Genomic DNA, 13,233 nt, shown 5'->3' with positions numbered 1-13,233 from the left:
GTCAGGCCCGGCCGAGGGTCTGGCGCTGGCGGCCGAGGCCTTCGACCTCGAGTTCGACCACGTCGCCGGGGCGGAGGAAGGCGGCGCCCGGGTGCCCGGCGGTGACGCCGGCCGGGGTGCCGGTGACGATGACGTCGCCGGGCTCCAGCACCATGAACCGGCTGAGGTAGCGGACGATCTCCAGCACCGGGAAGACCATGTCGGCGGTGCTGCCGTCCTGCCGCAGCTCGCCGTTGACCCAGAGCCTCAGGCCGAGTTTCTGCGGGTCGCCGACCTCGTCCGGGGTGACCAGCCAGGGGCCGAGCGGGGTGAAGGTCTCGGCGGACTTGCCCTTGTCCCACTGGCCGCCGCGCTCCAGCTGGAAGGCCCGCTCGGTGACGTCGTTGACGGCGGCGTACCCGGCGATCACCCCGGCGGCCTCCTCCACGGTCTCCAGGTAGCGGGCGGTGCGGCCGATCACCACGGCCAGCTCGATCTCGTAGTCGGTCTTCTCCCCGCCCCGGGGGACCAGCACCTCGTCGTCCGGGCCGACCACGGTGCTGGTGGGCTTGAGGAAGACCACCGGCTCGGCGGGGAGGTCGGCGCCGATCTGCTCGGCGTGGTCGCGGTAGTTGAGGCCGATGCCGACCACCGTGCCGGGGCGGGCCACGGGGGCGCCGATCCGCTCGCCGGCGGTCTCCGTCCGCGGCAGGTCGCCGGCGGCGACGGCGGCGGCCAGCTCCGCCGGGTCCAGGCGCGCGAGGAAGGCGCCGTCGATGTCCGCGGTGCGGCCGGAGAGGTCGTACGCGGTGCCGTCCTCGCCGAGTACCACCGGACGCTCGGCACCCGCGGGGCCCACTCTGAGGAGCTTCACTGCCCATCACCACCTGGTTCGTCGCACGGAACGGAGGAGGTCGCACACCTCCCCCGTCATATGCATCCGAGGTATATCAACCGATTTCGCCTTCGGAACAGGTGGTGACTTTCGGCGAATTCCTATCAATCCATACAGGCGAGCCGATCGGAGAATCGGGCTCCCGCACCGTTGACAGGACCGCCCCGGCAGGCGTCTCCTGCGGTGACGGCACGCGGTGCCGCCGGTGGGCCGCCGGGCCGGGCGATGCTGGCATCGGGTGTCCGTCAGGTCTCCCGCTGCGGCCGGTACTCCTCCTCCCGCAGGCCGAACGTCCAGGCCACCCCGGCGCGGGCGGTCCGGGTGTCCGGGGGCACCCGCAGCCAGTACGTGCGGAAGGTGCCGTCGGGCTCGGCGGTGGAGTTGACCACCTCGACCATGAGCACCGGCTCGTCCCCGGGGAGCCTGATCCGCCACAGCTTCCCGGTCTCGTCCCGGTGCAGCGGCTCGGCCCCGGACTCGGCGAGGTAGCGGTCGTAGCCGTAGTGCTCCAGCATCACCCGACGCAGCTCGGCGTTCTCCTCGGTGCGGATCCGGTCGGTGTCCAGACCGGCGAGGCCGGCCAGGAAGTCCGGCGGCACCGGCATGCCGCGCCAGGCGTGCAGGGCGAAGCCGTCGGCGAAGGCCAGCGCCGGGCCGTCCGCCCGGTCCAGCCGGCCGGCCTCGTCCCGGTGCAGCACCACCGGGCGCTCGGCGACCAGGGCGACCCGGTCGTACGGCCACCACCAGCCGGCGCCGGCCGCGACCTCGGCCAGGGCCGCCAGCCCGTCCGACCCGTCCGGCCCGTCCAGCGCGCCGGCCGCGTCGAAGGCTGCCAGCCAGGGGGCGTCGTGCTGGCCGAGCACCGCGTCCAGCAGGGCGAGCCGAACCCCGGCCCGCTCCTCGGCCGTGGCGGTGGGACCGGTGGTCAGCCGGTCGAGCACGGCGTCCCGGATACGGGAGGCCGGCACCCGGACGGCGGGCCCGAGGGTGCCGCCGGTGGCGGCCCACAGCTCGGTCCAGCCGTGCGGCCCGAGGTCCTGGTGCACGGCGCGGCGGACCCGCTCCCAGGGTGCCGTCCGGACCGCCTCGCGGACCGGGACCGCGCCGCCTCGGAGCTCCACCCCGGCGCCGACCAGCCGTGCGACCGCCTCGACGACGGCCTCGTCCACCACCCGCCGGGCCGCCTCGGCGAACCACCCGTCGTCCGCCTGGACCGCGCCGCGCAGCACCAGCGCCGCGGCGGCCGCGGACAGCGGCGAGTCGAACCACACCACGGCGGCGGGCTCGGGCAGGCCCGCCGCCCGGTACGCGGCCCCAACCGCCCGCTCCACGGCGGGCCGGTCGGCCGGCCCGGTCGCCGCCGCCACCGCCCGCCACCGCGCCGCCGCCTCGTCGGGCGCCACGACCTGTCGAACCGTCATCTCCCGCACCCCTCAGTCCGCCACGACGCGCACGGCGCCCGGCACGTACTCCCGCTGGCGCACCACGCGGTACCAGCCCTTCGGCAGCGCGATCGCCGCGTGCTCCTCGTGCACCACCCGGCCGCCGTCCGGCAGGTGCAGCCAGGCCGCGCCGAACGGACCGGCCTCGCGCCGCAGTTCCCCGGGGCCGACCACGGCGTGGGCGTGGCCGGTCACCTCGCCGAGGGCCAGCACCAGCCGGCCGCGGCCGTCCCTCGGCTGCTGCGGCAGCGTGGCCACCGACCGCGGCACCGCCTCCTCCGCGACCGGCGCGAGCAGCACGTCACCCTGGCGGTACATCAGCCCTCCCTCGGACCGGCCGACAGGGTGCCGGCCTCCTGAGGGCACAAGCTAGGGGCCCGTGCTGACAACGCCCGTCGTCGGCCCGCCGACCCGTCCCCGCCCGGCGGGGTGTCAGCACCGCTTGGCACACTGGGCCCGGCCCCACCACTCCGAGGAGCAGCGCATGGCGATCAGCCGGCACATCGAGCGTTTCCACGACCTCCCCGTCTTCGACTTCGTCGCCGCCGTGGCGGACGGCGCCGAGCTCCCGGCCGCGCCCGACGTGGCCTGGAAGGTCGGGGTGGACTACGAGTCGGAGCAGACCTTCGTCGAGCGCTGGCAGCAGTTCCTGGACACCGTCGACACCGAGCGGGTCCGCGCCGTGGTGGTCGGCCAGTGGTTCCAGGAGGAGCCGGAGATGCTGACCGAGCCGCTGGCCGCGGTCACCGGGGCGGCCGACCGGCTGCCCGCGCTGCGCGGGCTGTTCGTCGGCGACGTGACCTTCGAGGAGTGCGAGATCTCCTGGCTCCAGATGTGCGACGTGACCCCGGTGTTCCGGGCGTTCCCGCGGCTGGAGGAGCTGGTCGTCCGCGGCGCCGGCAAGGACTGGGACGGCAACGGCGGCCTGGAGCTGGAGCCGGTGCGACACGAGCACCTGCGGGCGCTGCGCTTCGAGGCCGGCGGCCTGCCCGCCGCGGTGGTCCGGGCGGTCGGCGCCTGCGACCTCCCCGTCCTGGAGCGGCTGGAGCTGTGGCTGGGCGTCGACGAGTACGGCGGCGACTCCACCATCGGCGACCTGGAGCCCTTCCTCAGCGGCGCGGCCCTGCCCGCGCTGCGCCACCTGGGCCTGCAGAACAGCGAGTACCAGGACGAGATCGCCGCCGCCGTGGCCGAGGCCCCGGTGGTGGCCCGGCTGGAGCGCCTGGCGCTGTCCATGGGCGCGCTGACCGACGAGGGCGTCGCCGCCCTGCTGGAGGGGCAGCCGCTCACCCACCTGACCTCGCTGGACCTGCACCACCACTACCTGACCGACCAGGTGCGCGACCGCCTGGTGGAGGCCCTGCCGGGGGTGGAGCTGGACCTCTCCGACGGCAACAAGCCCGAGGACGACTGGCGCTATGTGGCCGTCGCCGAGTAGCACCGCCGCGCCGGCCGGGAGCGGGCGCCGGTGACGCCGCCGCGGCTCACCGTGCTCGGCAACCCGGGCCACCGGCGGGTCGCGCTGTTCGCCGCCGCGGCCCGCTCCTTCGGGCTGCCCGAGCCCGCCGTCCTGCCCTGGCTGGAGGTGCTGCGGGACGGGCGCCGGCCGGACCCGGGCACCCTGCTGCGGATCGAGTCGCCCGGCGAGGACACCGCGGTGGACGCGCTGCTGCGCGGCCCGGTGCTCGGCGCCGGGTACGCGCCGACCCGGGTGGAGGGCGGCGCCGCCTGGTACGCCGGGGTGGTCGCCGCGCTGCGCTCGCTGGCCGGGGCGCCCGGGGTGCGGCTGCTCGGCGATCCGGACGAGATCGCCGTGATGTTCGACAAGCGGCTGGCGCACGCCCGGCTGGCCGCCGCCGGGGTGCCGGTGCCGCGCGCCCTCGACGGGACGCCCACCGGCTGGGCCGACCTGCGGGAGCGGCTCGCGGAGGCCGGGCTGCGCCGGGTCTTCGTCAAGGCCGCGCACGGCTCCTCGGCCTCCGGGGTGCTGGCCCTGGAGCTCGCGGGGCCCGGCCGGGTGGTGGCCACCACCTCCGCCGAACCCGGCCCGGACGGGCTGCACAACTCGCTGCGGGTGCGCCGCTACCGCACCGAGCGGGAGGTCGCCGCCCTGGTCGACGCGCTGGCGCCGGAGGGGCTGCACGTCGAGGCGTGGGTGCCGAAGGCGTCCCAGCACGGCCGCTCCGCCGACCTGCGGGTGGTGGTGGTCGACGGCCGCGCCACCCACGCGGTGGTGCGCACCAGCGGGCACCCGATGACCAACCTCCACCTGGGCGGCTCCCGCGGCGACCTGGCGCTCGCCCGGGAGGCGGCCGGGCCGGCCTGGCCCCGCCTGCTGGAGACGGCCGAGCGCGCGGCGGCCTGCTTCCCGCACTCCCCGATGGTGGGCGTGGACGTGCTGCCCACGGCCGGCTGGCGCCGGTTCGTGGTCGGCGAGGTCAACGCCTTCGGCGACCTGCTGCCGAACCTCACCGGGCTGCCCGGCACCCCCGCCGAGGGCCTGGACACCTACGGCGCCCAGATCGCCGCCCTGCTCAGAACGGAACACCCCCGATGACCCCGACGCCCCCGGTCGCCCCTCCGGCCGCCGCCGCGACCGCCACCCCGGTGGCCGACTCGGCGCCCGACATGAACGCCGTCATCGGCAGCCACGACCTGCTGCTGGTCACCCTGGACACCCTGCGGTACGACGTGGCCGAGGAACTGGCCGCGGCCGGCCGGATCCCGCACCTGGCCTCCCACCTGCCCGGCGGCCACTGGGAGCGCCGGCACTCCCCGGGCAGCTTCACCTACGCCTCGCACCAGGCGATGCTGGCCGGCTTCCTGCCCACCCCGGCCTCCCCCGGTCCGCACCCGCGGCTGTTCGCCGCCCGGTTCGCCGGCTCCGAGACCACCGCCTCCCGGACCTGGGTGTTCGACGCCCCCGACCTGCCCTCGGCGCTGGCCGCAGCCGGGTACCGGACGGTCTGCATCGGCGGTGTCGGGTTCTTCAACAAGCAGGGCCCGCTGGGCTCGGTGCTGCCCGGGCTGTTCCAGGAGAGCCACTGGGAGCCGGAGATGGGCGTGCCCTCCCCGACCTCCTTCGAGGCGCAGGTCGCCCGGGCCGAGCGGGTGGCCGCCGAACAGCCCGCCGGACAGCCGCTGTTCCTCCTCCTCAACGTCTCCGCCCTGCACCAGCCGAACTGGTTCCACCTCCCCGGAGCCACCCGCGAGCACGGCGACAGCCGGGAGAGCCACGCCGCCGCGCTGGAGTACGTGGACGCGCACATCGGCCGCCTGTTCGCCGCGATGAGCCGCCGCCGGCCGTGCTTCGCCGTCGTCTGCTCCGACCACGGCACCGCCTACGGCGAGGACGGCTACACCGGCCACCGGATCGGCCACGAGGTGGTCTGGACGGTGCCGTACGCGCAGTTCACCCTGCCGCACCGCACGGACGACGAGGAGGCCGCACGATGACCGCCGTCATGGAGCCCGGCATGGACGCCGTGGAGACGGACGCCGCTTCGTCGCCGTACCAGGGCTACGTCTACGCGTACCCGCACAAGACCGCCTACCGCCCGCTGCCGGACCGCCCCGGGCTGCGCGGGCTGTGGGCCGGGGAGCCGCAGCGGGCGCTCTCGCTGTACATCCACATCCCGTTCTGCGAGATACGCTGCGGCTTCTGCAACCTGTTCACCCGGATCGGCAGCCCCGAGGGCCTGACCACCGCCTACCTGGACGCGCTGGACCGGCAGGCCACGGCGGTCCGTGCGGCGCTGGACGGGGATGCGCGCTTCTCCGTGGCGGCCTTCGGCGGCGGGACGCCCACCTACCTGACCGCCGCCGAGCTGACCCGGCTGTTCGACATCGCCGAGCAGCGGATGGGCGCGGACCTGCGGGCCGTCCCGCTGTCGGTGGAGGCCTCCCCCGACACCGCCACCGCCGACCGGCTCGCCGTGCTCGCCGAGCGCGGCACCACCCGGCTCAGCCTCGGCGTGCAGTCCTTCCTGGACGAGGAGGCCCGCTCCGCCGTCCGCCCGCAGAAGCGCGCCGCCGTCGAGGAGGCGCTCGGCCGGGTCCGCGCGGCCGGCTTCCCGGTGCTCAACATCGACCTCATCTACGGCATCGACGGCCAGACCGTGGCCAGCTGGCTGCGCTCCCTGGACGCCGCCCTCGCCTGGCAGCCGGAGGAGCTGTACCTCTACCCGCTGTACGTCCGGCCGCTGACCGGCCTCGGCCGCCGCGGCGCGGAGGACGCCGGCCACGACCCCGCCTGGGACGCCCAGCGGCTCACCCTCTACCGCGCCGGGCGCGACCACCTGCTGGCCGCCGGGTACCGGCAGGTCTCGATGCGGATGTTCCGCCGCACCGACGCCCCGGACACCGGCGGCGGCGACCACAGCTGCCAGACCGACGGCATGGTCGGGCTCGGCTGCGGCGCCCGCTCCTACACCTCCCGACTGCACTACTCCTTCGACTACGCGGTGGACGCCCGCCAGGTCCGCGGCATCATCGACGACTACGTCGCCACCACCGACTTCACCCGCGCCGAGGTCGGCCGCCACCTCACCGGGGACGAGCCCCGGCGCCGGCACCTGCTCCAGTCGCTGCTCCAGGCCGACGGCCTGGAGCTCGCCGGGTACCGGCAGCGCTTCGGCAGCACGCCCGCCGAGGACTTCCCCGCCGAGCTGGCGGCCTTCGCCGCCCGCGGCTGGCTCGCCGAGGGAGACGCCGACCGGCTGGCGCTCACCCCGGAGGGCCTGGCGCACGCGGACGCGGTCGGGCCGGCGCTGTTCTCCGCGGCGGTACGGGCCGACATGGCCGCGTACGAGCTGAAGTGACCCCGCCGATGACGTACCTGGGGATGCCCGGCCTCGGCGCGCCGGACGGCGGGCCGGAGGCCGGGCCGGGGGTGGCCGGGTCGCAGGTGGCCGGGTCGCAGGTGGCCGGGTCGCAGGTGGCCGGGCCGCAGGTGGCCGGGCCGGGGCTGGACCTGACCGTGCTCTACCGGGGGCCGCTCGTCTCCTGCGACTACGACTGCCCGTACTGCCCGTTCGCCAAGCGGCGGGACGCCCCCGAGCAACTGCGGGCCGACCGTGCCGCGCTGGAACGCTTCACCGCGTGGGCGACGGCGGCCGGCGAGGTGGGCGACACCCTGTCCGTCCTGTTCACCCCGTGGGGCGAGGGGCTGGTCCGCTCCTGGTACCGGCGGGCCCTCGTCGAGCTCAGCCGGCTTCCGCACGTCCGCCGGGTGGCGATCCAGACCAACCTCAGCTGCCGCACCGACTGGCTCGCCGACGCCGACCCGGCGACCGTCGCCCTCTGGGTGACGTACCACCCTGGCCAGGTCCGGTACGAGCGCTTCCTCGCCAAGTGCCGGGAGCTGAGCGCCCTCGGCGTGCGGTACAGCGTCGGCGTGGTCGGCGAACCCGGCCACCTCGCCGCCGCCCGCCGCCTGCGGGCCGACCTCCCCGCGGACGTCTACCTCTGGATCAACGCCGCCGACGGGCGCACCTACGACGACACCGAAGCCGCCGACTGGACCGCCCTGGACCCGCACTTCGGCTACAGCCGGCACCCGCACCCCAGCGGCGGGCAACCCTGCCGCACCGGCGAGTCGGTGATCTCGGTGGACGGCGACGGGACGGTCCGCCGCTGCCACTTCGTCCGCCCACCCCTGGGGAACCTCTACGACGGGTCGTACCGCGGCGAGTTGCGGGCGCGGGTGTGCCCGCTGCCCGTCTGCGACTGCCACATCGGCTACGTCCACCTGGAGACCCTCCCCCTCTACGACCTCTTCGCCGGAGGCATCCTCGAACGCATCCCGCACCCGTAGGCACCCCGCCAGGGCCCCAGCGCAACTGGGTTCCATAGGGGCGCGGGGAACTGCGCTAGGACGGGGGTGCTCCGAGGACGATGGCGGTGGCGTGGTCCGGGGTGAGGGTGTCGGGGACGGTGGCGAGACGGCCGGCGAGGTGGCGTTGGCCGGTGGCGTGTTCGAGTTCGGAGAGGAAGGCGTCGGCCTCCTCGTCGGTGTCGAAGTCCCAGACCATCAGCCGGTGCACCATGGCGACCGCCTCGACCGGCGCGATCCCGCCCCCGCCGGCCAGCCGCCGCCGGTGCGGCACCAGCCGGCCGAGCCCGCACCGCGCCTCCCCCAACAGCGGATGCCCCTCCCCCAGCACCTGCTGGATCCGCGGGATCAGCAGCGCGAACGCCCCGATCGCCCCCATCACGTCGCCGAGCCGCCCGGTCTCCACGGCCAGCCGGACGTGTGCGGCGAGGGTGCGGGCGTCGTCCGGGCCGGCCGCGGCGGTGAGCGCGGGCAGCAGCTCGCGCAGGCGGTGCGCGGCGCCGTTCGGGTCCCCGGAGTCGCCGACGGCGGTGGCGAGTTCGAGTCCGGCGTACAGCGTGTCCGGGTCGGCGGGCCCGAAGACGTGGGCGAGGTCGGCGGTGACCTGGCCGAGCAGGTGGACGGCTCCGACGGGGTCGCCGGCGCGGTTGCGGTGGTAGCCGAGTTCCCGCCAGGCGGTCAGGCTGTCCCGGTCGTGGCGGCCGAGCAGTCCGGTCATCTCGCGCGCGACGCTCTCCAGCAGGTGGACGGCCGCCTCGGAGCTCGGGGCGGTGTCCGCGGCGTCCCGCAGCCGTACCAGCAGCTCGCGCACCCCGGGTGCGACCTCGACCGGCACCGCCGGCTCCGGAACGACCGGCGGAACGATCGGCGGAACGATCGGCGGAGAGGCCGGCGGGGCCGGAGGGGCCGGTACGGCGGAGGCGGCGGGCTCGGCGGGAACCGTCATCGGGTACCTCACTGCTCGGCTGCGGCGACCCGCTGTCACCGTCTCGCCGGTCATTGTTCCGCGCACCCCGCCCTCGCGGCCAACCAGCCCCGCCCCCTTCACCGTTCACCCACGCAACGGTCCGCACCGGCCACCCTCCCGACCGGGCCCGCACCACCTCCCCGTCCCCCTCCCCACCCCCCTCCCCGCCCCCGTCCCCCCGGCGGGCCCCGGGTGCGAGGATGGGCGCGGGGCCGGCAACGACGCGCGGCCCACGTGAGCAGGAGGTTCAGCCATGGCCAAGCAGGCCCCGCAGAGCGACCCCGCGCAGGACGCGCCCCGGGTCGGCGCGCCCCACCACGCGGCCGCCGGGCTGCCCGCGGTCGGCCACAGCCTGCGGATGGCCGCCGAGCAGATGGGTCCCCGGCGGACCCTGGCGACCCTGCGGAAGGTGAACCAGCCGGACGGGTTCGACTGCCCGGGCTGCGCCTGGCCGGAGCCCGGCAAGACGCACACCGCCGAGTTCTGCGAGAACGGCGCCAAGGCGGTGGCGGAGGAGGCGACCGAGCGCCGGATCACGGGCGAGTTCTTCGCCGCGCACCCGGTGGCGGAGCTGGCCGAGCGGTCCGGGTACTGGCTGGGCCAGCAGGGCCGGCTGACCGAGCCGATGCTGCTGGACGAGGGCGCGAGCCACTACGTGCCGGTGTCCTGGGAGCGCGCCTTCGAGATCGTCGCGCAGGAGCTGCGGGCGCTGGACACCGCGGACGGCGCCGCGTTCTACACCTCGGGCCGGACCAGCAACGAGGCCGCCTTCGTCTACCAGCTGTTCGCCCGCAAGCTCGGCACCAACAACCTGCCGGACTGCTCCAACATGTGCCACGAGTCCTCCGGTTCCGCGCTGGTGGAGACCCTCGGCATCGGCAAGGGCAGCGTCCACCTCAAGGACCTGTACCAGGCGGACCTGATCATCGTGGCGGGCCAGAACCCGGGCACCAACCACCCGCGGATGCTGTCCGCGCTGGAGCGGGCGAAGCGGGCCGGGGCGAAGGTGGTCAGCGTGAACCCGCTGCCGGAGGCGGGTCTGGAGCGGTTCAAGAACCCGCAGAACGCCCGTGGTCTGGTGGGCTCCGGCACCAAGCTGACCGACCTGTTCCTGCAGATCCGGCTCGGCGGCGACCTGGCCCTGTTCCGGGCGCTGAACCAGCTGGTGCTGGCCGCCCCGGACGGGGTGGACCGCGCGTTCGTCGCCGAGCACTGCCACGGATTCGAGGAGTTCGCGGCCGAGGCGGCGAGCACCGACCGGGCCGAGGTGCTGGCGGCGACCGGTCTGCCCTGGGAGCAGATCGAGGAGCTGGGCCGGATGGTGCTCTCCTCGAAGCGGATCATCGTCTGCTGGGCGATGGGCCTGACCCAGCACAAGCACGCCGTGCCGACCATCCGCGAGGTGGTCAACTTCCTGCTGCTGCGCGGCAACGTGGGCCGTCCGGGCGCGGGCGTCTGCCCGGTGCGCGGCCACAGCAACGTGCAGGGCGACCGGACGATGGGCATCTTCGAGCGGCCGAGCGCCGCCTTCCTGGACGCGCTGGAGCGGGAGTTCGGCTTCGCGCCCCCGCGCGAGCACGGCCTGGACACGGTGGACACCATCCGGGCGATGCGCGACGGCACGGTGAAGGTGTTCTTCGCGATGGGCGGCAACTTCGTCGCGGCCAGCCCGGACACCGCGACCACCGAGGCGGCCATGCGCCGCTGCCGGCTGACCGTGCACGTCTCCACCAAGCTCAACCGCTCGCACGTGGTGACCGGCGCCCGGGCGCTGATCCTGCCCACGCTGGGCCGGACCGACCGGGACTGGACGGCGGCCGGCGCGCAGTTCGTCAGCGTGGAGGACTCGATGGGCATGGTGCACTCCTCGCGCGGCGGGCTGCGGCCGCCGTCCGAGGAGCTGCTGTCCGAGGTGGCGATCGTCTGCCGGCTGGCCCGGGCCGCCCTGGGGCCGCAGGACGACACCCCGTGGGAGGAGTTCGCGGTGTCCTACGACACCGTCCGGGACCGGATCTCCCGGGTGGTCCCGGGCTTCGAGGAGTTCAACGCCAAGGTCCGCAAGCCCGGCGGCTTCGCCCTGCCGCACGGCCCGCGGGACAGCCGGAGCTTCCCCACCGCGACCGGGAAGGCGAACTTCACGGTCAACCCGCTCACCGCGCCCGAGGTCCCGGCCGGCCGGCTGCTGCTGCAGACGCTGCGCTCGCACGACCAGTACAACACCACGATCTACGGCCTGGACGACCGCTACCGCGGCATCACCGGGGGCCGCCGGGTCGTCCTGGTGAACCCGGCGGACGCGGCCGAGCTGGGCCTGGCCGACGGCTCGTACGTGGACCTGGTCGGCGAGTGGCGGGACGGCGTGGAGCGCCGGGCCCCGCACTTCAAGGTGGTGCACTACCCGGTGGCCCGGGGCGGGGCGGCGTCGTACTACCCGGAGACCAACGTGCTGGTGCCGCTGGACTCCACGGCGGACATCAGCAACACGCCGACCTCCAAGGCGGTCGTGGTCCGGTTCGAGGCCGACAGCGGGCTGTGACCCGCGACCGTGGTGGGCGCCGCGCGGCGCCCACCACGGGGGATCGGCTCAGCCCGCGGTCGGGGAGGAGGAGGCCGACTTCGAGGTGGTGGTGGACGGCGAGCCGCTGCCCGAGGGCGAGCCGCCGGTCGTCGGGGCACCCGAACCGCTGGGCGTCCCGCTGCCGCTCGGGGTGCCCGTCCCGCTCGGCGTGCCCGTCCCGCTCGGCGTGCCGGAGCCGCTGGGCGTCCCGCCCGTGGTGGGGGTGCCGCCGGTGGTCGGCGTCCCGCCGGTGGTGGGGGTGCCCGTGGTGTCGGCCGGGGTGGTGGGCGTGCTCGGCGTGGGTGCCGGGGTGGCGGGCGTGGGCGGCACGGGGGGCAGGGTGGACGGCTTGGCGGGCGCGATCCGGCTGGAGCCGACCTTCACGTCCGGGACCTTCCACGCGCCGCCCTTGTCGTCCGCGCCGGACTCCGGGTCGGGCCGGACGGCGCCGAGGATCGGCATGGCGCCGATCGGGGACACCTTCACCACGTCGCCGGTGCGCGGGGCCTGCACGATCAGCCCGCCGCCGATGTACATCGCGACGTGGGTGGCACCGCCGTAGTAGATGACCAGGTCGCCGGCCCGGATCTCGTTCAGCGGGATGCGCTTCAGCTGGGCCCACTGCTCCTGGCTGGTGCGCGGGATCGGCTTGCCGGCCGCCAGCCACGCCTGCGAGGTCAGGCCCGAGCAGTCGTAGCCGTCCGGCCCGGTGCCGCCCCAGACGTAGTCGATGCCCAGCTTGGAGAGGGCGAAGGCGACCGCCTTGCGGCCGGCCTCGGAGGGGGTGCGCTCGCCCTTGCCGAGCGCGCCGGAGGCGAGGAAGGCCAGCTGGGCCTCGTCCGCCTCGCGCTGCTCCAGCTGCTCCAGCTCGCTTCGCTGGGCGCCGGTGAGGGAGCTGACCGTCTGCTCGATCTCGGCCAGCTTCCGGGCGGCCTCGCCCTTGGTCTGCTCCTGCTGGACGACCAGCGCCTGGGACTGCGCCACCGCGGCCTCGGCCTGGTGCTGCGAGTCCTCCAGCGCGGCGCGGTCCGCCTTGAGGTGGTCGAGGAACTCCCGCTGGGAGCGGCCGGCCGCCTTCAGCAGCTCGGCGATCACCACGGCCTCGTAGGGGTCGTCGGCGAGCAGCAGGTCGGCGACCTCGGAGGCGTTGCCGTTGCGGTACTGGGCGGCGGCGAGCTGGGCGGCCAGATCGGTGCCGGCGTCCACGGCGGCCTGCTGGCGGGTGATCCTGGTGCGCAGCTCGGCGAGGGCGTTCTGCTGCTCGGTGAGCCGGGCGACCGTGCCGTTGTACTGCTCGGTGGCGGCCTCGGCCTCCTGGTAGAGCTTGTGGAGGTTGTCCAGCAGCGGGCCGAGGGTGGCCTTGGCGTCGGCCAGCGGGTCCGCGCCCGGGGCGACGGTGACCTTCACATCGGGCTGGGGCGCGGCGTACGCGGCCCCGGCGAGGGGCAGGGCGAGTGCGGCGGCGGCCAGGACGGCCCCGCAGCGCAGCGCCGCCCGCACCCACGGACGCATACCGGTCGACTCGGAACCCGTTGCAGCCCTCATCCGGCCGGCCCTCCC

The 13,233-nt window shown here is 75.5% G+C and carries 11 protein-coding genes; 6 read left to right on the top strand and 5 right to left on the bottom strand.

Annotated features, from left to right (window positions below):
- Window position 1: 1 nt before the first annotated feature.
- The 3 genes from ABWK59_RS21930 to ABWK59_RS21920 all read right to left on the bottom strand — a co-directional run bounded on the left by ABWK59_RS21930 (window position 2) and on the right by ABWK59_RS21920 (window position 2,634).
- On the bottom strand, window positions 2-853 hold the full coding sequence (locus tag ABWK59_RS21930; protein WP_354642316.1) for a fumarylacetoacetate hydrolase family protein: 852 nt from the start codon (window positions 851-853) through the stop codon (window positions 2-4).
- Between the two features lie 266 nt (window positions 854-1,119).
- A complete protein-coding gene (locus ABWK59_RS21925) occupies window positions 1,120-2,295 on the bottom strand; it encodes a DUF6745 domain-containing protein (RefSeq protein WP_354642315.1) in 1,176 nt (391 codons plus the stop codon).
- A gap of 12 nt (window positions 2,296-2,307) precedes the next feature.
- Window positions 2,308-2,634 (bottom strand): hypothetical protein, encoded by a 327-nt coding sequence (locus tag ABWK59_RS21920; protein ID WP_354642314.1) that lies wholly within the window; start codon window positions 2,632-2,634, stop codon window positions 2,308-2,310.
- Window positions 2,635-2,800: 166 nt separating this feature from the next.
- Here ABWK59_RS21920 and ABWK59_RS21915 point away from each other — a divergent pair, with 166 nt between their 5' ends.
- From ABWK59_RS21915 to ABWK59_RS21895, 5 genes are all read left to right on the top strand, one after another.
- Window positions 2,801-3,754 (top strand): STM4015 family protein, encoded by a 954-nt coding sequence (locus tag ABWK59_RS21915; RefSeq protein ID WP_354642313.1) that lies wholly within the window; start codon window positions 2,801-2,803, stop codon window positions 3,752-3,754.
- A 30-nt stretch (window positions 3,755-3,784) separates the two neighbouring features.
- A complete protein-coding gene (locus ABWK59_RS21910) occupies window positions 3,785-4,873 on the top strand; it encodes an STM4014 family protein (RefSeq protein WP_354642312.1) in 1,089 nt (362 codons plus the stop codon).
- Between the two features lie 71 nt (window positions 4,874-4,944).
- Window positions 4,945-5,772, top strand: a complete 828-nt coding sequence (locus tag ABWK59_RS21905; protein ID WP_354645055.1) for an STM4013/SEN3800 family hydrolase — start codon at window positions 4,945-4,947, stop codon at window positions 5,770-5,772.
- Window positions 5,769-7,136 carry an STM4012 family radical SAM protein gene (locus ABWK59_RS21900; RefSeq protein WP_354642311.1) on the top strand — a complete coding sequence of 456 codons (1,368 nt, stop codon included), beginning with the start codon at window positions 5,769-5,771 and terminating at the stop codon, window positions 7,134-7,136. The genes ABWK59_RS21905 and ABWK59_RS21900 overlap by 4 nt, the downstream gene beginning before the upstream one ends.
- Window positions 7,137-7,282: 146 nt before the next feature.
- On the top strand, window positions 7,283-8,131 hold the full coding sequence (locus ABWK59_RS21895) for an STM4011 family radical SAM protein (protein WP_354645054.1): 849 nt from the start codon (window positions 7,283-7,285) through the stop codon (window positions 8,129-8,131).
- 55 nt (window positions 8,132-8,186) lie between these two features.
- Here ABWK59_RS21895 and ABWK59_RS21890 read toward each other — a convergent pair whose 3' ends face one another.
- The gene (locus ABWK59_RS21890) at window positions 8,187-8,984 is read right to left on the bottom strand and encodes a hypothetical protein (protein WP_354642310.1); all 798 of its coding nucleotides are present in this window, start codon (window positions 8,982-8,984) and stop codon (window positions 8,187-8,189) included.
- Window positions 8,985-9,369: 385 nt separating this feature from the next.
- Between ABWK59_RS21890 and ABWK59_RS21885 the strand changes: the two genes are divergently transcribed.
- On the top strand, window positions 9,370-11,652 hold the full coding sequence (locus ABWK59_RS21885; protein ID WP_354642309.1) for an FdhF/YdeP family oxidoreductase: 2,283 nt from the start codon (window positions 9,370-9,372) through the stop codon (window positions 11,650-11,652).
- A 48-nt stretch (window positions 11,653-11,700) separates the two neighbouring features.
- On the opposite strand, the gene ABWK59_RS21880 is transcribed toward ABWK59_RS21885, so the two are convergent.
- Window positions 11,701-13,218 (bottom strand): NlpC/P60 family protein, encoded by a 1,518-nt coding sequence (locus ABWK59_RS21880; protein ID WP_354642308.1) that lies wholly within the window; start codon window positions 13,216-13,218, stop codon window positions 11,701-11,703.
- Between the last annotated feature and the right edge of the window lie 15 nt (window positions 13,219-13,233).

Source organism: Kitasatospora sp. HUAS MG31 (assembly GCF_040571325.1).
In the GTDB taxonomy this organism is placed as follows: domain Bacteria; phylum Actinomycetota; class Actinomycetes; order Streptomycetales; family Streptomycetaceae; genus Kitasatospora; species Kitasatospora camelliae.
Note: the sequence above shows the minus strand (reverse complement) of the source record. Positions and strands in the feature narration are given on the sequence as shown.

Coding starts and splice junctions, on each gene's coding strand:
- ABWK59_RS21925 (WP_354642315.1), bottom strand. CDS start 2,295: ATGACGGTTCGACAGGTCGTGGCGCCCGACGAGGCGGCGGCGCGGTGG.
- ABWK59_RS21880 (WP_354642308.1), bottom strand. CDS start 13,218: ATGAGGGCTGCAACGGGTTCCGAGTCGACCGGTATGCGTCCGTGGGTG.
- ABWK59_RS21900 (WP_354642311.1), top strand. CDS start 5,769: ATGACCGCCGTCATGGAGCCCGGCATGGACGCCGTGGAGACGGACGCC.
- ABWK59_RS21905 (WP_354645055.1), top strand. CDS start 4,945: ATGAACGCCGTCATCGGCAGCCACGACCTGCTGCTGGTCACCCTGGAC.
- ABWK59_RS21920 (WP_354642314.1), bottom strand. CDS start 2,634: ATGTACCGCCAGGGTGACGTGCTGCTCGCGCCGGTCGCGGAGGAGGCG.
- ABWK59_RS21885 (WP_354642309.1), top strand. CDS start 9,370: ATGGCCAAGCAGGCCCCGCAGAGCGACCCCGCGCAGGACGCGCCCCGG.
- ABWK59_RS21915 (WP_354642313.1), top strand. CDS start 2,801: ATGGCGATCAGCCGGCACATCGAGCGTTTCCACGACCTCCCCGTCTTC.